This window comes from Rhizobium sp. PK7-22, from assembly GCF_056530405.1.
The window spans coordinates 2,666,270-2,683,879 of the sequence record NZ_CP096514.1; the positions used below are offsets into that span (position 1 = coordinate 2,666,270).

The 17,610-nt window shown below is 62.4% G+C and carries 19 protein-coding genes and 1 pseudogene; 1 reads left to right on the forward strand and 19 read right to left on the reverse strand.

All coding sequences use genetic code 11. The annotated features are described in order from the left end of the window. Nucleotides 1-7: 7 nt before the first annotated feature. The 10 genes from M1E10_RS17795 to M1E10_RS17840 all read right to left on the reverse strand — a co-directional run bounded on the left by M1E10_RS17795 (nt 8) and on the right by M1E10_RS17840 (nt 5,677). The gene (locus tag M1E10_RS17795) at nt 8-1,051 is read right to left on the reverse strand and encodes a fatty acid desaturase (RefSeq protein WP_499174137.1); all 1,044 of its coding nucleotides are present in this window, start codon (nt 1,049-1,051) and stop codon (nt 8-10) included. Nucleotides 1,052-1,136: 85 nt separating this feature from the next. Continuing rightward, the gene (locus M1E10_RS17800; RefSeq protein ID WP_499174138.1) at nt 1,137-1,517 is read right to left on the reverse strand and encodes a DUF6481 family protein; all 381 of its coding nucleotides are present in this window, start codon (nt 1,515-1,517) and stop codon (nt 1,137-1,139) included. 179 nt (nt 1,518-1,696) lie between these two features. Further along, on the reverse strand, nt 1,697-1,906 hold the full coding sequence (locus tag M1E10_RS17805) for a cold-shock protein (RefSeq protein ID WP_029618094.1): 210 nt from the start codon (nt 1,904-1,906) through the stop codon (nt 1,697-1,699). 273 nt (nt 1,907-2,179) lie between these two features. Further along, nucleotides 2,180-2,425: a hypothetical protein gene (locus tag M1E10_RS17810; protein WP_499174139.1), complete on the reverse strand. Its 246-nt coding sequence runs from the start codon at nt 2,423-2,425 to the stop codon at nt 2,180-2,182. Further along, on the reverse strand, nt 2,412-2,627 hold the full coding sequence (locus M1E10_RS17815; protein ID WP_499174140.1) for a hypothetical protein: 216 nt from the start codon (nt 2,625-2,627) through the stop codon (nt 2,412-2,414). The genes M1E10_RS17810 and M1E10_RS17815 overlap by 14 nt, the downstream gene beginning before the upstream one ends. A 244-nt stretch (nt 2,628-2,871) precedes the next feature. After that, nucleotides 2,872-3,009: a hypothetical protein gene (locus M1E10_RS17820; RefSeq protein ID WP_499174141.1), complete on the reverse strand. Its 138-nt coding sequence runs from the start codon at nt 3,007-3,009 to the stop codon at nt 2,872-2,874. Between the two features lie 113 nt (nt 3,010-3,122). Next, nucleotides 3,123-3,353, reverse strand: a complete 231-nt coding sequence (locus tag M1E10_RS17825; protein ID WP_499174142.1) for a hypothetical protein — start codon at nt 3,351-3,353, stop codon at nt 3,123-3,125. A 164-nt stretch (nt 3,354-3,517) separates the two neighbouring features. Further along, nucleotides 3,518-3,925, reverse strand: a complete 408-nt coding sequence (locus tag M1E10_RS17830; RefSeq protein ID WP_499174143.1) for a Fur family transcriptional regulator — start codon at nt 3,923-3,925, stop codon at nt 3,518-3,520. Next, entirely contained in the window at nt 3,922-4,749 is an 828-nt protein-coding gene (gene znuB, locus M1E10_RS17835; RefSeq protein ID WP_499174144.1) for an ABC transporter permease, read from the reverse strand. The genes M1E10_RS17830 and znuB overlap by 4 nt, the downstream gene beginning before the upstream one ends. After that, the gene (locus M1E10_RS17840; protein WP_499174145.1) at nt 4,742-5,677 is read right to left on the reverse strand and encodes an ATP-binding cassette domain-containing protein; all 936 of its coding nucleotides are present in this window, start codon (nt 5,675-5,677) and stop codon (nt 4,742-4,744) included. The genes znuB and M1E10_RS17840 overlap by 8 nt, the downstream gene beginning before the upstream one ends. A 106-nt stretch (nt 5,678-5,783) precedes the next feature. On the opposite strand from M1E10_RS17840, the gene znuA reads away from it, so the two are divergent. Then, the gene (gene znuA / locus M1E10_RS17845) at nt 5,784-6,809 is read left to right on the forward strand and encodes a zinc ABC transporter substrate-binding protein (protein WP_499174146.1); all 1,026 of its coding nucleotides are present in this window, start codon (nt 5,784-5,786) and stop codon (nt 6,807-6,809) included. Nucleotides 6,810-6,882: 73 nt separating this feature from the next. Here znuA and M1E10_RS17850 read toward each other — a convergent pair whose 3' ends face one another. The 9 genes and pseudogenes from M1E10_RS17850 to M1E10_RS17890 all read right to left on the reverse strand — a co-directional run bounded on the left by M1E10_RS17850 (nt 6,883) and on the right by M1E10_RS17890 (nt 17,579). Beyond that, nucleotides 6,883-7,212: an RcnB family protein gene (locus M1E10_RS17850; protein WP_499174147.1), complete on the reverse strand. Its 330-nt coding sequence runs from the start codon at nt 7,210-7,212 to the stop codon at nt 6,883-6,885. 124 nt (nt 7,213-7,336) lie between these two features. Beyond that, a pseudogene (locus M1E10_RS17855) lies at nt 7,337-8,949 on the reverse strand (glycoside hydrolase family 43 protein). A gap of 184 nt (nt 8,950-9,133) precedes the next feature. Continuing rightward, the gene (gene mgrA, locus M1E10_RS17860; RefSeq protein ID WP_499174148.1) at nt 9,134-10,177 is read right to left on the reverse strand and encodes an aldo-keto reductase family protein; all 1,044 of its coding nucleotides are present in this window, start codon (nt 10,175-10,177) and stop codon (nt 9,134-9,136) included. Between the two features lie 64 nt (nt 10,178-10,241). Next, nucleotides 10,242-11,375: a Gfo/Idh/MocA family protein gene (locus tag M1E10_RS17865; RefSeq protein WP_499174149.1), complete on the reverse strand. Its 1,134-nt coding sequence runs from the start codon at nt 11,373-11,375 to the stop codon at nt 10,242-10,244. A 24-nt stretch (nt 11,376-11,399) separates the two neighbouring features. Then, on the reverse strand, nt 11,400-12,161 hold the full coding sequence (locus M1E10_RS17870; RefSeq protein WP_499174150.1) for a sugar phosphate isomerase/epimerase family protein: 762 nt from the start codon (nt 12,159-12,161) through the stop codon (nt 11,400-11,402). A gap of 40 nt (nt 12,162-12,201) precedes the next feature. Next, on the reverse strand, nt 12,202-14,643 hold the full coding sequence (locus M1E10_RS17875) for a beta-mannosidase (RefSeq protein ID WP_499174151.1): 2,442 nt from the start codon (nt 14,641-14,643) through the stop codon (nt 12,202-12,204). A 7-nt stretch (nt 14,644-14,650) separates the two neighbouring features. Further along, entirely contained in the window at nt 14,651-15,739 is a 1,089-nt protein-coding gene (locus M1E10_RS17880; protein WP_499174152.1) for an ABC transporter ATP-binding protein, read from the reverse strand. A 3-nt stretch (nt 15,740-15,742) separates the two neighbouring features. Beyond that, entirely contained in the window at nt 15,743-16,684 is a 942-nt protein-coding gene (locus tag M1E10_RS17885) for a carbohydrate ABC transporter permease (protein ID WP_499174153.1), read from the reverse strand. Then, nucleotides 16,677-17,579 carry a carbohydrate ABC transporter permease gene (locus M1E10_RS17890; protein ID WP_499174154.1) on the reverse strand — a complete coding sequence of 301 codons (903 nt, stop codon included), beginning with the start codon at nt 17,577-17,579 and terminating at the stop codon, nt 16,677-16,679. The genes M1E10_RS17885 and M1E10_RS17890 overlap by 8 nt, the downstream gene beginning before the upstream one ends. Nucleotides 17,580-17,610: the final 31 nt, after the last annotated feature.

Below are 17,610 nucleotides of genomic sequence, written 5' to 3' on the forward strand. Positions count from 1 at the left end.
CAGTCGGTTAGGCGCGAGCCGCAGACATCTGGGCTGCATCGCGGAAGGAAACAAGCTTCTGGCGCTGGTCGTCCCAAAGGACGAGCTTCACGCAACGAAGGCTGTCACGGATGGTGATGCGGCCGATATCAGCCAGCTGCGGGTGGTCACGCAGCACCTCCGGCAGCCGGTAATAGGGAATACGGCTGGCCAGGTGGTGAATGTGGTGAATGCCAATATTCCCGGTGATCCAGCGCAGCACCGGCGGCAGATCGTAATGCGAAGCCCCATGCAAGGCGGCTTGCGGAAACTTCCAGTCCTCGCCGGCCGACCAATGCGTTTCTTCAAACTGATGCTGCACGTAGAAGAGCCAGATGCCGGCAGCGCCCGCCAGAAGAACGATCGGCAGGTGAATGACGAGGAAAGGCACGACGCCTATAGCCCAGATCATCAGGCCGGACAGAACCGCGACAGCAAGGTTAGTCGACATGGTTGAAACCCAGGGCTGCGCTCCGGACTTCATCATCCCGAACGGCAACCGTTGCTTGAAGAGAAACAGCCAGGCTGGTCCAATGCCAAACATCACGAGCGGGTGCCGGTAAAGACGGTATCCGAGCCGCCCGAAGATGGAAAGACCATGATACTCTTCGATTGTCAGGGTGGTGATGTCACCGATACCGCGCTCGTCAAGATTGCCTGCCGTCGCATGATGGGCGGCATGCGCCCGGCGCCAGTAGTCATAGGGCGTAAGTGTCAGCACACCAAGGACTCGCCCGGTCCAGTCGTCGAGCTTGCGGCGGCCGAAGAAGGAGCCATGACCGCAGTCATGCTGGATCATGAACAGCCTCAGAAGAGCTGCACCGGCCGGGACGATGGCCAGGAGCCCGATCCAGAAGCCGTAGGCAAGGGAGAAATAGGCGACTGCCCAGAAAACCGCAAAAGGCACGATCGTGACAACGAGCTCGAATGTACTGCGGCCAACATCGGGCTGACGATAAGACGCGAGAATCTTCAACCATGCTCCGGCATTGTCGTCGGAGGCTGGCGCAGATGTCTGGACGCGGGCGTTCATGTTAAATTTTCCGATATTCTATGGATCGGCAGCTGTCTGCCAGAATGGTTGATTGCGCCCGACACGCGGGCGCAACAGCAATGGATCAGGAGTTGCGTGCCTTGCGGGCAGCATAGCGGCGGTCACGTTCCGCCTTGCGGGCTGCTTCGTCTGCCACCACGCGCGAAACGCGGTCGGCAACCTCGGCCTGACGGGCTTCGGCAGCAGCCTTTTCCTCGGCCTCGGCCGCGGCCGCCTGAGCACCTGCCTCGGCCAGCAACCGCTCGTTCTCCGCTGCCTTCTGCGCTTCGCGTTCCGCACGACGTGCTTCGCGGGCGGCGCTTACTGCTTCGCGAGCAGCCAGCTTTTCCTGCATTTCAGGATCGGTGGCCTTTGGAGCCGATGCGAACTTTGCCAGAAGCTTTCGCTTCGCTTCTGCAGCCGTCGTGCGGCGTTCAGCAAAGCCGTTATCGTTAGGGTGTTTCAACAGATGTTCCTTTGGATAATGTTAGATTAGCTCACTTAGCCCCGCCTCTTTCGGGAGGAGCCGATGCAGATCACCGCCCCACTGAGATTGGCGAACGCAAAAAGGCCAGACTTGCGCCTGGCCTTTCGAAACTCATTGCCGCCATGCCAGTACATTCGTGGTCATCGGCAGCCAAAGCTTTAGGCAGCGCGAAGCTGGCCTGCGGACATCTTGCCCGACTTGTTGTCGCGCTCAAGTTCGAACGCGAGCTTCTGGCCTTCAACGATCGAGCCCATGCCTGCACGCTCTACGGCAGAGATGTGAACGAAGACGTCGGCGCTACCGTCGTCAGGCTGAATGAAGCCGAAGCCCTTAGTGGCGTTGAACCATTTAACTGTGCCAGTGGCCATAACGAACCCTTTCTTAGCAACATTGATCACCGCTGAGCGACGCCCAACGGAGTTTTCGACTTTTGAGAGAAGGAAGTTCGTTACGGAGCGCAAAGCGCATCAAAAACAAATATCGCAAACAAAGTATCGAGGTCTTTCTATACGCGCCCAGCTGCCTCAGGTCAACTTTTTTGTTTTGAGAGACCGATGGACACATCCGGCGTGGTGCTCTCGAGACGTCCTATCAGGACTCCCGGGCAGCGGTCGTCCGAGCGGCGTGCCCGCTCGGTATTCCTAGATGCTGCGTCGGGGAAGCGGATAGGCCTCCGATTCGTAGAGCCTTTGCATCTGCTGGCCGTCATAACGCGCTTCTTCCACCTCAAGCACAGATCCGCGAAGCAGCCCCGACGGCATGTCTTCCATCGCGAAGCGAAGCGCCTCTGCGACCGAATCGAACCTGCGATAGCGAAGCCGGCTTGTCCGCTTCACCGTCTTGCAAGGGTAAAGCCCGGCACTGGCGTTGTAATCAAACGTCCGCATGGATCGGCTCCTTCTTGCTGAACACGCCGTCGCCAGAGCTTTGCGTACGCCTTTCAAGACGTTCCTGCCGTTCCGCTGGCTTGCGCTCGCGGCTCCTGAGCGTCTGCCGAGCACGAACTTCTTCGAGCTTGGCCGCATTGGAGCCTTCGGCTGCCGGGCGACGGAACAGGCTTTCCGCCGAATGGCGGGTAATGTCGGTCATAAGTGTATCCCAAGATCCAAGTGAGGCCCGCAATTGGCGAGGCCTGCATTGATCTCCGCATCGCGCGGAGTCGTAAGTTTCGTAGACTGCAGAACCATGCATTTGGTTCATTCAGAATTGGCAACGCCAACCTGAGAGCGAAACATGAGTGTTATGTGGTGGTGGTCGGCGCCGCGTGCAAGGCGGCGCTGAACGAACCTGGCGACCATCGATAACAGGCTGCCACGGCTGGCGTGAAACGAGCCTACTTCTTCTTCCCAAAGTCGCTCGTGCTATTGGCAAATTTAACCTGCGAACCCTGAGCGGCAACGGCAGTTGCAGCGCTCTTGTCCTTCTTAGGCTTTCGAACTTCTTTGTTGCTTTTTGCCTGACCCTTGGCCATCTGGCCCTCCTGATGATGTCGTGTTGAATGGTCGTTCGCGCGCTGCTCCCCCGGAGACCGAGAAGACATCGGCCGCGGACGCTCCGCCACCAGCGGAGACAGAAGCGTTTTGTTCAGAGAATCGAAGGGACCGGGCTTCCGCCCAGCTTTCCGAGAATGAATGTATCGGACAGCGGAAGTGCGATTCGAGGCCCTGTTGCGGAAACATCGACGCGTTGGCTTGCCCAGATCGATGACTGCGCGGAGTGACGGTCCTGTCGATCCTGGATATTTTCGCGGTAACCGAAGCCGCTGATGCCAGCGAGATTACGGGACAGGCTGTAAAGGTTAAGGTCGGAAGACATCTGTCCTCCTTTCGTTGGGGCCAGGGCTGTGAACCCCGGAGCAACAGCGCCCTTGATCCGGCTGCTGACAATTAACCTTGCGCCAATTTGGCGGAAAACGCAAGGTTTATCAATTGACGCACGAGAGACCCTCAGTCTCTGCCCCTGCCGTCGCTGGCAGGCAGCTACGTGGCGCAGGTCTCGCAAAGGCCGCGGATTTCGATCGTCGTCTTCGCCGGCTTGAACTTGCGCTGCCTGGTCCAGTCGTCGAGCCGGTGATCGACCGCGTGGTCATGGAACTCCACGACGTGGCCGCAGCTCTCGCATATGGCGAAAGCGACCGTTCCATGGCCGTGAGCCCCGCAACAGGCCTTCTCCTGATGGGCACAGGCGACAAAGGCATTCAGGCTTTCCAGCCGATGGATCATGCCCCGTTCGAGCAGCTTGTCGAGCGCCCGGTACACCTGCAGCGGTGCGCGAAACCCTTGATCGCGCAGTTTGTCGAGGATCGTATAGGCACTGAGCGGTGCATCCGAGTGCGACAGCACATCGAATACCAGCGTCTGGTTCTTGGTCAAAGCGGGCGCTATCATGGGCGCACTCCTCTGTTGGCGACCGCCTCGGCCCGGTTCCCCCGAGTGCCCGGCAGAAGGCTGAGGATGAAGAGCAGCAGCGCGGCAACGACGATGGAGGGCCCGGACGGCGTATCGTAATGTAGGGATCCGAACAACCCTCCGACAACCGCCAGCGATCCGAACAGTGACGCGAAAACCGCCATGCGTTCGGGACTGATTGAAAATCGACGCGCCGTGGCTGCGGGAATGATGAGGAGAGCGGTGATCAGCAGGATGCCGACGATCTTCATCGAGATCGCGATGACGAGCGCCATCAGAAGCATGAACAGAAGCCGCGCCCGCTCCGGCTTCAGCCCCTCCGCCTCGGCGATGTCCTCGCTGACCGTGGAGGCGACGAGCGGTCGCCAGAGCCAGACGACGGCAGCGAGGACGACGAGGCCGCCGCCCCAGATCAGCGCAATGTCTTCGCGGGTCACCGCCAGGATGTCGCCAAACAGGAAGGCCATGAGGTCGATTCGCACCCAGCTCATGAAGGCGACAAGGACGAGGCCGATTGCCAGCGTCGAATGCGACAGGATGCCGAGAAGCGCATCGGCAGAGAGCGCCTGGCGTCGCTGCAGGAACAGCAGAAGCAGAGAGACCGCCACCGCCACAGCAAACACGCTGAGCAGCAGGTTGAGGTCGAAGAGCAGCGAAATGGCGACGCCGAGCAGCGCCGAATGCGCCATCGTATCGCCGAAATAAGCCATTCGCCGCCAGACGACGAAACATCCGAGGGGGCCGGTCGTCAGCGCAACCCCGATGCCGGCCACCAGGGCGCGGATGAAGAAGTCGTCAAGCACGGCGGTTCCCCTCCCCGGCTGGCGTGGCATGGTCCTGGCCATGGTGCCCATGATGATCGTGATCGTGATGATTGTGACCGTGATGGGCGTGGTCGTGTTCCTGATGATGGGCGTGGTCGTGGTGCCCGTCGCCGGGGTGACAATGGTCGGTGATAGATCCGTCTCCGTGCATCACCCGCCCGTCGTCCAGATGGGTATGGTCGTGACGGTGGCTGTAGACGGCAAGTCCCCCGGCATTGCCGCCGAATAGGCGCTGGTAGTCCTCGCTGCGGCTGACCACCTCGGGGGTGCCGCGGCAGCAGACATGGCCGTTGAGGCAGATCACCGTATCCGTGCCGGCCATGACCATGTGAAGGTCGTGCGAGATCAGCAGGATGCCGCATCCGGTAGAGGTGCGGATGTCGCGGATGAGGTCGTAGAGGGCCGTCTCGCCGGCGAAATCCACGCCCTGCACCGGCTCGTCGAGCACAAGCAGATCGGGCTTGCGCGCAATCGCTCGGGCAAGAAGCGCCCGCTGGAATTCGCCGCCAGAGAGATGGCGCACCTCGGCATCCACGAGGTGGGCGATGCCGGTTGCCGAAAGCGCATCCGTCAGATCATCGTTGGCAAGACCGCCGGTCAGGCGCATCAGCCGACGCACCGTCAGCGGCATTGTCCAGTCGATGGAGAGCTTCTGGGGGACATAGCCGATGCGCAGATCCTCGGCGCGCTGGACCGCGCCCTCATCGGCACGCAGGACGCCGGTGACGAGCTTGGCCGTCGTCGACTTGCCCGCGCCATTCGGGCCGATCAGCGTCAGGATTTCGCCGCGGGCGATGGAGAAATCAACGCCGCGCACAAGCCAACGTCCGCTGCGGCGGATCCCGGCCTGCCGGAGCTCGACGAGTTGATTTCGGCCCTGCGGACCGGCCTTGGTATCCATCAGCATCTTTTTCTGGAGCCCTGTTGCCTGAGGCTATGACACACGTTATAGCATAACGCAATTGATGTAATAACATTACGATCGAAAACAAGCGCACAACAAGGACGCAGTGATGAAAACCCCCGCCTTCCTCCTGGCATCTTCCATCCTTTTCGGCGCCACAGCCGCTTCGGCCGCACCCGACGTGGTCGTCTCGATCAAGCCGATCCATTCGCTGGTCGCGGCCATCATGCAGGGCGTCGGCGAGCCGGCATTGATCGTCGAGGGCGCAGCCTCGCCGCACACCTTCACCATGAAGCCCTCCAATGCCCGCGCCGTGGAAGGCGCCGACATGGTCTTCTGGATGGGGCCGGGCATGGAAGCCTTCCTGGAGAAGCCGCTGCAGGCTCTGGCATCGGACGCCAAGGTCGTCGAGCTCGACGATGCGGACGGCCTGACCAAGCTGCCCTTCCGCGAAGGAGGCGCCTTTGAAGCCCATGATGAGGGGCATGAGGGGCATGAGCACGAAGACCATGCCGAGGGGGAGCATGCGCATGAGGAGACGGCGGAGGCCGGCCACGAGCACGCCCATGATGACCACGCCCACGAGGCCGGCGAAGACGAGCACCATGATCACGGCACCTTTGATACGCACCTGTGGCTAGACCCGACGAATGCCAAGGCGATGGCGACCGCAATCGAGAGGGCACTGGCCGAAGCCGATCCGGACAATGCCGCGGCCTACGCGTCCAATCTCGAGGCCCTGAACACGAAGATCGACGCGCTGGACACGGAGATCGCCGAGACGGTGGCGCCCGTGAAGGACAAGGCCTTCCTCGTGTTCCACGACGCCTATCAGTATTTCGAGGCGCATTACGGGGTGCGCATCGCAGGTTCGGTCACCGTTAGTCCGGAAGTCATGCCGGGCGCCGAACGGGTGCAGGAAATCCATGAGAAGGTAAAGGCGCTAGACGCGACCTGCGTCTTCGCCGAGCCGCAATTCGAGCCGAAGCTGATCCAGGTGGTCACCGAAGGAACGAACGCCCGCTCCGGCACGCTCGACCCGGAAGGCGCAACGCTGACGGAGGGCCCCGACCTCTATTTCGAGCTGATGCGGTCGATCGCGACGAACCTGAAGACCTGCCTGTCAGGCGCTTGAGGCGGCTTGCTCAGAAACAGGATGAAAGGGCGGCGCAGGCCGCCCTTTTTCGTGGATATCTCGTTCCGGCATGTCACCGGGCAGCGATGATGCTGGAGATGATGCCGGACGTGACGCCGATCAGCAGGAACTGGTTGTCCACCTGTACCCAACGATAACCGCGCGGCGGTGCTGACAGGCGGTAGCGACGGTAGTCGCTGACGTTGCGCAGTTGCCGGCGTTCCGCCGACGACAGCCGATGCCCCTTGTTCCAGCGGCGCTTCTCGACCACCACCTTCTTCTCGACCGTGACGTGGCGCTCGACCTGACGGCCGCGATTGGTATCGTGGTGGCTGTCGCGGGCCTGTGCTATCGGAGCGGCAAGGACCGTGGCGGCAATCAGGATGCTGACGAACTTTCTCATGGTGTGTCTCCTCGTGTTGCTGACGAGGAGGACGCTAGGCCTTCGCCGATGAACGCCAGATGAGTTTTAGATTACACTTATGTAATGATCGCAGTGCCTTATTCCCACCTGCTCATATTCCGCATCACCGATCGAGCCGCTCATAGACGAAGCGGCTGAAATCTGCGACGCGGGCACGGCCGGAGGTGTCGAAGGCAAACATTCCCGCAAAGGCTCCGGTGAAGGAGCCGTGCTCGCCGCGCCCGCCCTCGTCGGAGATGACGCCGGCATCGAGCGCCGGACCGATCACCTGCCACTCACCGCCGGAGGCTGGCCTCCAGAAGAACTGCAGGTCGTTGTCGCGGATGTCCATCGCAAGGTCGAGTGCCCCCTCGGGTACGGCGACGCCGCTGTCTGCCGGAAAGCTCATCCGGCCATGGGGGAAGTCGCCCGGGCAGGAGAAGATCGTCACGACGCGGCCGAGCTTTTCATGCAGCGTCACCACGAGCGAATGGAACTTGTGACGGTTGTAGTAATGGGTCAGCCCGGCCACCTGCTGGTAGGTGTCTGGGTCAAATTCGACGGTCGTCTCGGCACGGAAGGCATGATGCTCCTGCCGGCGCGCGACGAGCGCCTGCTCGAACCAGGAGCCGATGCTTTCGCGCCCGTGGAGCCGCAGATGGCCAGGCCGTTCCGAGAGACTGAAGATCCGCTCCGGTTGCGGCGTGCGCAGCCACTGGAAGTCCACCGGCAGCGAGCCGGGGGTAAAGCGGGTCTCGATCCGCGCCGGCTGTTCGGCGGGATCGGCATCGGTCGGCGCCGGAACGTCGACGTCCGGCACGACGCCACCCTGCGCAAGATAGAGTCGTCATCCTTCCAGACGCATTTCTGCAGCGCCGTCTCGCGGCCGAGCGTGCAGCGGCGCTGAGGCGGCATCGGCCGGCCGCAGAGATGGGTATGATAGGCCTGGCCGTCCGGCGTCTCGACATACTGGCCGTGCCCTGCCCGCTGCAGCACGGCATCCGGCGCGTCCTTGGACGTGATCAGATGCCGGTCGGGATGCATCTCATACGGCCCGTCGATGGCGCGCGCGCGGGCCATCGTGACGGCATGGTCGTAACCGGTGCCGCCTTCGGCAGTCGTGAGATAATACCAGCCGTTGCGCTTGAAGAGATGCGGGCCCTCGACGAGACCGAGAGGACTGCCGGCGAAGATATTTTTGATCGGCCCCGTCAGCGACTTCGTCTCCGCATCCCACTCCTGCATCAGGATGCCGTCGAAGGCCGGGTGCTTCGGCGCGCCGCCGTAGCTTTCGGTGCGATGGTTCCACTGCATGTTGAGGAACCACTTGCGGCCGTCGTCGTCGTGGAAGAGCGACGGATCGAAGCCGGAGGAATTGACATAGATCGGCTCAGACCAGTCGCCCTCGATCGTCGGCGAGGTGACGATGTAGTTGTGCGCGTCCTTGAAGTTGCCGTCCATCCGCTTGACGTCGGTGTAGACCAGCCAGAACAGCCCGTCGGCATAAGAGAGGCACGGCGCCCAGACGCCGCAGCTGTCGGGATTGCCGCGCATGTCGAGCTGGCTTGCCCGCTCCAGCGGCCGGCGCACCAAAGTCCAGTTGACCAGATCCTTGGAGTGATGGATCTGCACACCCGGATACCACTCGAACGTCGACGTGGCGATGTAGTAGTCGTCGCCCACACGGCAGATCGACGGGTCGGGATTGAAGCCCGGCAGGATCGGGTTGCGGATCATGGTGTCTCTCCTCCAAAGAATTCATCGATAAGCCCCTCATCCCCCTGACGGGACCTTCTCCCCGTTGCACGGGGAGAAGGCGAGTGTGGCAAGGCGCCCGCTCCAACATCCTTCTCCCCGCATGCGGGGAGAAGGTCCCGGCAGGGGGATGAAGGGCAGCCATCAGGCGCTCAAGTTGTCGGTTCTAGCGCGAAGGCCCCTCGCGCTCGGCCGATGCTGCCCAGAGATTGATGTCCGCCTCGCCGGCGTGACGATCGATCTCGGCCAACTCCTCTGTCGTGAAGTCCGGCTTCTCCAGCGCCTTGACGCAATCCTCCACCTGCTCCGGCCGGCTGGCGCCGATCAGCGCCGTGGTGACGCGACCGCCGCGCAGCACCCAGGCGAGCGCCATCTGCGCCAGTGTCTGGCCGCGCTTTTCGGCGATGGCGTTGAGCGCCCGCAGGTTTTCGACATTGCGCTCGTTGAGGAAGGCCGGCCGCAGCGACTTGCCCTGTGCCGCCCGGCTGTCCTCCGGAATTCCCCCCAGATATTTGGAGGTCAGCATGCCCTGGGCGAGCGGCGAGAAGACGATCGAGCCGATGCCGAGATCGTCGAGCGTATCGAGGAGACCGTCGTCCTCGATCCAGCGGTTGATCATCGAATAGCTCGGCTGATGGATCAGGATCGGCGTGCCGAGCTCCTTCAGGATCGCCATCGCCTCGCGGGTGCGCTGCGAATTATAGGAGGAGATCCCGACGTAGAGTGCCCTGCCCGACCGGACGATCTGGTCGAGCGCGCCGCAGGTCTCTTCGAGCGGCGTGTCGGGATCGAAGCGGTGCGAGTAGAAGATGTCGAGATAGTCGAGCCCCATGCGCTTGAGGCTCTGGTCGCAGGAGGAGATCAGATACTTGCGGCTGCCCCATTCGCCATAGGGACCCGGCCACATGTTGTAGCCGGCCTTGGAGGAGATGATCAGCTCGTCCCGGTAGCCGGCAAAATCGGTGCGCAGGATCTCGCCGAAGGCAGTCTCCGCGCTGCCGCCGGGCGGGCCGTAATTGTTGGCGAGATCGAAATGGGTGATGCCGAGGTCGAAAGCCTTGCGGCAGATCGCCTGCTTGCGCTCATGCGGGGTATCGTCGCCGAAATTGTGCCAGAGACCGAGCGAGATCGCCGGCAGCTTCAGCCCCGAGTGGCCGCAGCGGTTGTACTTCATCTTCGAATAACGGTCTTCTGCCGGTTGCCAGGCCATGACATCCTCCTTGTCCATGAAAAATGCGTGCGGGCGCAAGCGGCCCGCACGCATACTTAGCGGATCAGCGCAGCAGTGCCAGCGCCTCGTCGATGCCGAGCGGCTCCGGCTGGGTGCAGGTCGTCGTCATGTCGATGAACCGCCCCTCCTCGCCGGACTTCAGGATCGAGGTCAGGACGTCGATGCCGTGCAGCGAGCGGTCGAGCGAGCAGCGCGGATCGCGCTTCTCGATCAGCGCCATCGCCATGTCCGCAAGGCCTGCCGCACGATAGTTAGCCCGCGGGCCGTTGGCATGCTCCTGGTTGGCCTTGGAGAAGGGATGATCCCATTCCGGCAGCGGCTTGATGTCCTTGTCGCGGCCGGACGCCTCGACGAGGCCACCAAAGAAGTTCGGATCGGGTACATAGAGGGAGCCTTCGGTGCCGTAGAGCTCCATGTTGGCGTGCCGGTGCGACCAGACATCCCAGCTCGCCGACATCGTGATCGTCGCGCCGCTGGCAAATTCGAGCAGCGCGTGGATGTTGGTCGGCGTTTCGACCGGGATTCTCGTTCCGGCCAGCGGCTGACTGGTGACGGTGCGGGTGGGGTTTGCCATCGAGGTTAAGGCGCCGACGCGCTTTACCGGGCCGATCAGGTTGATCAGGTTGGCGACGTAATAGGGCCCGAGGTCGAGGATCGGCCCGCCGCCCTTGAGGAAGAAGAAGCCGGGGTTGGGGTGCCACATCTCCATGCCCGGGCTCATCACGTGGCAGGTGCCAGACGTGATGCGGCCGACGCCACCTTCATCGATATACTTGCGGGCGAGCTGATGGGCGCCGCCGAGGAAGGTATCCGGAGCGCAGCCGATCGACAGGTTCTTCGCCTTGGCGATCCGCCGCAGTTCCTCGCCCTCCTCGAGCGAGAGAACCAGCGGCTTTTCCGAGTAGACATGCTTCCCGGCTTCAAGGATTGCCTTGGAGACGGCAAAATGCGCGTCCGGGATCGTCAGGTTGACGATGACGTCGAGTTCGTCATTGGCAAGCAGTTCGTCGATGGACTGCGCCACGACGCCGTATTCTTCTGCCCTCAGTTCCGCGGCACTGCGGTTGAGGTCGGCGCAGGCGAGCATCTGGATGCCCTTGAACAACGGCGCCAGCGCCAGGTAGGTGATGGAGATATTGCCGCATCCGATGATGCCGACGCCGAGTTCCTTGGCCATGATGGGGCTCCGAATGCTGGAATGTCAGTAAGTCTTGAAGGCTTCGATGGAGCGGGAAATCAGCCGTTCCAGGTCGTTGGGATTGTCGTGCTCGACGACGTAGTGCTTCACCGGCGTCTTGCGCAACGCCGCCATCAGCCCCTTCCAGTCGACAGTGCCGTGGCCGACATCCGCCCAGCCGTCCTCGTCCGCATTTTCACCGGCCGGCGCGATGTCCTTGACGTGGACGGCGGTGATGCGGTCGCCGTAGCGCTCGATCCAGGCGAAGGGATCGGCACCGCCGCGGATGACCCAGGCGATATCGGCTTCCCAGCTGAGGCCTGGCGCCGCTTCGAGGATCTGCTCCTGCGGCGTCGTGCTGTCCGCCAGCGCCTTGAACTCGAAGTCGTGATTGTGCCAGCCGAACGTGTAGCCGGCATCCTGATAGCGCTTGCCGGCCTCTGCCAGACGCGCACCGAAGGCATGCCAGCCGGCGGCATCGATCGGGCGCAGATCGGCGGCGATGTGCGGGCAGTAGATCGCCTCCATGCCGAGCGTCCTGGCGATCAGCAGCGCCTGTTCCGGCTCCTTCTCCAGAAGGTCGAGGCCAAAGTGACCGGTCGGCATGGTCAGCCCGTTGGCGTCGAGATCCGCCTTCATCGCCTTCAGCTGGCTTTCGTCGAGCGTCGCGTAGAGGGCACCATACCCTTCCACTTCCGCATAGCCAGCCTTGCCAAGCGCAGTAAGCGTATCGGCGAGCGGCGGGAAATTGCGCGCACTGTAGAGCTGGAAACCGAGTTTCGTCATGTCATCCTCCTGGGCCGGCGGCCCGTCTTCGAAAAAAGGGTCAGTCTGTCGATTGGCAGGAATAGAGATCGTAGATGCGGAAAACGGGCGCCGCAGGACCGGGCTCCGACGGGGTGAAGGTGATCCGGCGGCTTTCGCCGGCGGCGAGGTCGAAAGCATTGTCGGAATAGCGCCCGGGGGTATCGCTCTCAACCATCACGAAGAGCGCGAGCCCCGACGCCTGGACGAGAATGTCAAAGCCGCCGGCATCGGGGGTCTCGGCGACAGACATTTCGAGCCCGGCCGGCGCAAGATCAAGGGCCTTATAGGTGCCGTGCACATAATGCCCCTCGCCGCCCATGCCATTGGTCGCGGTAAAGCTCCAGAACAGGATGGCATCCGGCGCGAGATCGGCTGAGGACAGGGTGAAGGCCGTTACCGCCGCATCCGGTGCGCAGAAAGCCTCGACACTCTTCACCGGCGTCCGATGCCCATCCAGCGAAACCGCCGACAGGTTGATGGTGACGGTGACGTCCCCCATCGTGTCGTTGACCACCGAGATCGCGATTTTCGAGCCATCTTCGGAGGGAATTGCGGCGACTGCGACCGGCTGGAAGAAGCGTCGGGTGGCGTAGTGCAGGACCTTCCAGCCCCCGCCGTAGTCGAGGCTGGACCATGAAGCGACCGGCCAGGTGTCGTTGAGCTGCCAATAGAGCGTCCCCATGCAGTGGGGCTTCAGCGAGCGCCAGTAGTCGACCGCGGTGCGGATGGCGAGCGCCTGCTGCACCTGGCTCAGATAGACGAAATTGGCAAAATCCTTCGGGAAGCGGAAGTAGCGGAACATCGTCGCCGCGATTCGCTCGTTGCCGCCGGCATTCTTCTGGTGGTGCTCCATCACCGGCGAGGCGATGTTCATGTCCTTCGGCTCGGCATAGGTCTGGATGACCGGCAGCGAGGTATAGGACTGGAAGCCGAATTCCGAGCAGAAGCGTGGCCGCACCGAGCGGTAGTTGTCGAACGACTTGTTCTCGTGCCAGACGGACCAGTAGTGCATGTCGCCGGACCCGTCGGCGTGCCAGGCGTCACCATAGTCGAGATAGCCTGAGGCCGGGCTCGAGGGCCACCAGATCGCCTCCGGTGCCGCCCTCTTCAGCGCCTGCTCGATCGTCCGATTGAGGCGGTCGTAGGAGACGAGGTAGCGGTCTCGGTTCTCGATCGACGGCTTGAACCAGTTGAGCGCGCCGACGAGCTCATTGTCGCCGCACCAGAGCACGATCGACGAATGCGAGACGAGCCGGCGGACCTGGTAATCGACTTCTTCCGCCACGTCGTCGAGGAAGTCCGGCGTCGAGGGATAGAGGTTGCAGGCGAACTGAAAATCCTGCCAGACCATCAGGCCGAGCTGGTCGCAAAGGTCGTAGAACCCGTCGGCCTCGTAGAAGCCGCCGCCCCAGACGCGGATCATGTTCATGTGGGCGTCGACCGCCGACTGCAGCAGGTCTTGCGTCTTCTGCGGGCTGGAGAGCGAGAAGAGAGCGTCTGCCGGGATCCAGTTGGCGCCGCGGCAGAAGATCTCCCGGCCGTTGATGCGGAAGGCGAAGCGGCTTCCCGCCTCGTCCGGATCGGTGATCAGCTCGACGGTCCGCAGGCCGATCTGGCGCGTCACCTGCTCGTCCGGAATCTCGACCGTCAGCCGGTAGAGGTGCTGCTCGCCGCTGCCGGCCGGCCACCAGAGCCTTGGCTCTTCGATCTCGAAGACCTGATGGATGATCGTCTCGCCGGCCGCAACGCCGCAATCGAGCCTGACACGTTCGCCGTCGAGATCGAAATGCACCGGAACAACCGCCGGTTCTTCGGCATGGAGCGTCACCGTGACATGCAGCTCGACTTTGCCGTCGGCATGTCTCTGGCTGGTGACCACATGCTCGATCCGCGCCGTGTCGAGCCGCTTCAGCGCGATCTCGCCATAGAGGCCGAGCGGCGCGATGGCGATATTCCAGTCCCAGCCGAAATGGCATTGCGGCTTGCGCAGCATGTTGCCGTTCGCGATCGGCGAATTGCCGGGATGGTACGGAACGTAGAACGGCTGGTGCGCCTGCCGCTCGGCGCCTGCGGCAATGCTGGAATGGAAGTGGACGCGGATCGTATTCTCGCCCGGCTGCAACGCCGCCGATACGTCGGGACGGTAGCGGCGAAAACAATTGTCGGCCGAAAGCACCGGCACATCGTTGATGAAGACGACGGCGACCGTGTCGAGATAGGTGATGTCGAGATGCCAATGGCCGGCGGGATCATCGATGACGAACTGGCGCTCGATCACCCAGTCGCGCTCGGCGACCCACTGCACCTGATCCTCGTTGCGGCCGAAATACGGATCCGGAATGATACCCGCCGCCTTCAGTGCGGTATGGACGTCACCCGGGATCGGCATGTCGGCCGTCTGCGCGCCATCGGCGGACGACAGCTGCCAGATGCTGGAGAGACCAAGCTTCGATATCGTCATGGCAGTCTCAGATCCGATCTTCCGTCTCGGCATCGAAGAGCGAGGCGACCGACATGTCGAAGGAGAGCTGCAGCTTGGCGCCCGGCGCAAAACGCTTGGCACCGCCGATCCGGACCGACATCGTGTGACCGGCATGCTTCAGCCACAACAGGTTGTCGGCGCCCATAGGCTCTTCGAGGTCGACAACCGCGTCGTGCATCTCGGCGCCAACCGGGTGGTTATCGACGTGGATGTGCTCCGGTCGCAGACCGAGCACGACCTTGCGCCCCGGCGTGAGCGGGGCTGCCGCGTCATAGCCGTCGAGCGAGAACGAGACGCCATGGGTGCGAAACACCGTGCGGCCACCCTCCTCCGCCAGTTCGCCGCGCAGAAAATTCATCGACGGCGAGCCGATGAAGCCGGCGACGAAGAGATTGACCGGGCGGTTGTAGATCGTCATCGGATCGTCGAGCTGCTGGATGACGCCGCTCTTCATGATCGCGATCCGGTCGGCGAGCGTCAGCGCCTCGATCTGGTCGTGGGTGACGTAGATCATCGTGTTCTTCAGTTGGTGGTGCAGCCGCTTGATCTCGACGCGCAGTTCCGAGCGCAGCTTGGCATCGAGGTTGGAGAGCGGTTCGTCGAACAGGAAGACGTCGACGTCGCGCACCAGGGCACGGCCGATCGCAACGCGCTGCCGCTGGCCGCCGGAAAGCTCCGCCGGCTTGCGCTTCAAAAGCGTCTCGATCTGCAGGATCTCGGAGGCGCGGGCGATGCGCCGGTCGATATCCTCCTTCGGCACCTTGGCAACCTGCAGGCCGAAGGAGAGGTTCTTCTCCACCGTCATCTGCGGGTAGAGCGCGTAGGACTGGAACACCATGCCGATGCCGCGGTCCTTCGGCTCTTCCCAGGTGACATTCTTGCCCTTGATGAAGATCTGCCCGTCGGTCGGCTCCAAGAGGCCGGCGATGCAGTTGAGAAGCGTGGACTTGCCGCAGCCAGAGGAGCCAAGCAGCACGAGGAATTCCCCGTCGCGGACCTCGAGATCGAGGTTCTTGAGCACGCTGACGGCACCGAAGGAGAGCGATAGATCGCTGATGTGAACGCTGTTGGACATGAATTACCCCTTCACTGCGCCTGCGGCGATGCCGCGGACGAATAGACGGCCGGAAACGAAATAGACGATCAGGGGGACGGCGCCCGTCAGAAGCGTCGCGGCCATGTTGACATTGTACTCCTTCACGCCCTGGACGGAGTTGACGATATTGTTGAGCTGCACGGTCATCGGATAGCTGTCGGGACGGGTGAAGATGACGCCGAACAGGAAGTCGTTCCAGATGCCGGTCACCTGCAGGATCATGGCGACGACGAAGATCGGTAGTGCCATCGGCAGCATGATGCGGAAATAGATCTGCCAGAATCCCGCCCCGTCGATGCGCGCCGCCTTGAACAGTTCCACCGGAAGCGAAGCGAAGTAGTTGCGGAAGAGCAGCGTCAGGATCGGCATGCCGAAGATGGTGTGGACGATGACGAGCCCGGTCAGCGTGCCGTAGACGCCGAGTTCGCGCAGCGCGATGACGACCGGATAGATCATCACCTGGTAGGGGATGAAGGCGCCGATGATCAGGATCGAGAAGAACAGCTCCGACCCCTTGAACCGCCAGTTGGCCAGCGAATAGCCGCTGACGGAGGCAACGAAGATCGACACGACCACGGAGGGCACGAGGATCCGCACGGAATTCCAGAATCCGCGAGACAGCCCGTCGCAATTGAGCCCTGTGCAGGCCTCCGACCAGGCCTTGACCCAGGGTTCGAAGGTGATCTCCATCGGCGGCGAGAAGATGTTGCCCATGCGGATTTCCGGCATGCCCTTGAGCGAGGTGACGACCATCACGTAGAGCGGCACTAGATAGTAGAGCGCCGCAATGAAGAGCGTGCCGTAGAGGATGATGTTGCGGCGCGACAGCGTCCGCCTCGGCCGGCGACCGCGGGGTCCGGAGACATCGGTGGCCACGGCATCGAAACCGGCAGCGGTGGTGTTGAGTGTCGAGATGTTAGCCACGCTTCTTGCCTCCGAACTCGAGATAGGCCCAGGGGATGATGATGATGGCGACGGTCAGCAGCATCATCGTCGATGCGGCAAAGCCCTGGCCGAGGTTCTGCGCCTGGAACATGTAGTCGTAGACGTATTTCGCCGGCACTTCCGAGGCATTGCCCGGGCCGCCGCTGGTCTGGGCGACGACGAGGTCGTAGACCTTGACGATGCCGCTCGCGATGATGACGAGCGTGGTGATGAACACCGGCCGCATCATCGGGATGACGATGAAGAGATAGGTCCGCCACATCGGGATGCCGTCGACGCGCGACGCCTTCCAGATGTCCTCGTCGATGCCGCGCAGGCCGGCAAGCATCAGGCACATGACGAGCCCCGTGCCCTGCCAGAGGCCGGCGATCAGGATGCCGTAGATGACGATATCGGGATTGTAGAGCGGATCGAAGGTGAAGCTCTGCCAGCCGAGCGACCGGACGATGCCCTGCACGCCAAACTCGGGGTTGAGGATCCACTGCCAGACGAGGCCGGTGACGATGAAGGAGAGCGCAAACGGATAGAGGAAGATCGTCCGGAACGCGCTTTCGAAACGGATCTTCTGGTCCATCAGCGCCGCCAGCATGAAGCCGATCACCAGGCTGAAGATCAAGGACAGGATGCCATAGATCGCAAGGTTCTGGATCGAGATGATCCAGCGCGAGGTGCTCCAGAGCCGCTCGTACTGGTCGAGTCCCACGAAGGACATCCGCGGCAGAAGCTTGGAGTTGGTGAACGAATAGACGATCGTCCAGACAGAGCCTCCCAGGAAGATTCCGACGGCAATCAGGATCATCGGAATGGAGGCAATCTTGGAATTCAGATTGCGGAAAAGCTGGTTGGGGCGTTTGGCAGGCGCGTGACCTGTCATTGTCGTGTCCTCCTCGAGCGCGACATCGCTG

Excerpts from the sequence above, each read along its gene's own strand:
- M1E10_RS17795 (WP_499174137.1), bottom strand. The coding sequence starts at position 1,051 with ATGAACGCCCGCGTCCAGACATCTGCGCCAGCCTCCGACGACAATGCC.
- M1E10_RS17805 (WP_029618094.1), bottom strand. The coding sequence starts at position 1,906 with ATGGCCACTGGCACAGTTAAATGGTTCAACGCCACTAAGGGCTTCGGC.
- M1E10_RS17810 (WP_499174139.1), bottom strand. The coding sequence starts at position 2,425 with ATGCGGACGTTTGATTACAACGCCAGTGCCGGGCTTTACCCTTGCAAG.
- M1E10_RS17815 (WP_499174140.1), bottom strand. The coding sequence starts at position 2,627 with ATGACCGACATTACCCGCCATTCGGCGGAAAGCCTGTTCCGTCGCCCG.
- M1E10_RS17820 (WP_499174141.1), bottom strand. The coding sequence starts at position 3,009 with ATGGCCAAGGGTCAGGCAAAAAGCAACAAAGAAGTTCGAAAGCCTAAG.
- M1E10_RS17825 (WP_499174142.1), bottom strand. The coding sequence starts at position 3,353 with ATGTCTTCCGACCTTAACCTTTACAGCCTGTCCCGTAATCTCGCTGGC.
- M1E10_RS17830 (WP_499174143.1), bottom strand. The coding sequence starts at position 3,925 with ATGATAGCGCCCGCTTTGACCAAGAACCAGACGCTGGTATTCGATGTG.
- M1E10_RS17840 (WP_499174145.1), bottom strand. The coding sequence starts at position 5,677 with ATGCTGATGGATACCAAGGCCGGTCCGCAGGGCCGAAATCAACTCGTC.
- znuA (WP_499174146.1), top strand. The coding sequence starts at position 5,784 with ATGAAAACCCCCGCCTTCCTCCTGGCATCTTCCATCCTTTTCGGCGCC.
- M1E10_RS17850 (WP_499174147.1), bottom strand. The coding sequence starts at position 7,212 with ATGAGAAAGTTCGTCAGCATCCTGATTGCCGCCACGGTCCTTGCCGCT.
- mgrA (WP_499174148.1), bottom strand. The coding sequence starts at position 10,177 with ATGGCCTGGCAACCGGCAGAAGACCGTTATTCGAAGATGAAGTACAAC.
- M1E10_RS17865 (WP_499174149.1), bottom strand. The coding sequence starts at position 11,375 with ATGGCCAAGGAACTCGGCGTCGGCATCATCGGATGCGGCAATATCTCC.
- M1E10_RS17870 (WP_499174150.1), bottom strand. The coding sequence starts at position 12,161 with ATGACGAAACTCGGTTTCCAGCTCTACAGTGCGCGCAATTTCCCGCCG.
- M1E10_RS17875 (WP_499174151.1), bottom strand. The coding sequence starts at position 14,643 with ATGACGATATCGAAGCTTGGTCTCTCCAGCATCTGGCAGCTGTCGTCC.
- M1E10_RS17880 (WP_499174152.1), bottom strand. The coding sequence starts at position 15,739 with ATGTCCAACAGCGTTCACATCAGCGATCTATCGCTCTCCTTCGGTGCC.
- M1E10_RS17890 (WP_499174154.1), bottom strand. The coding sequence starts at position 17,579 with ATGACAGGTCACGCGCCTGCCAAACGCCCCAACCAGCTTTTCCGCAAT.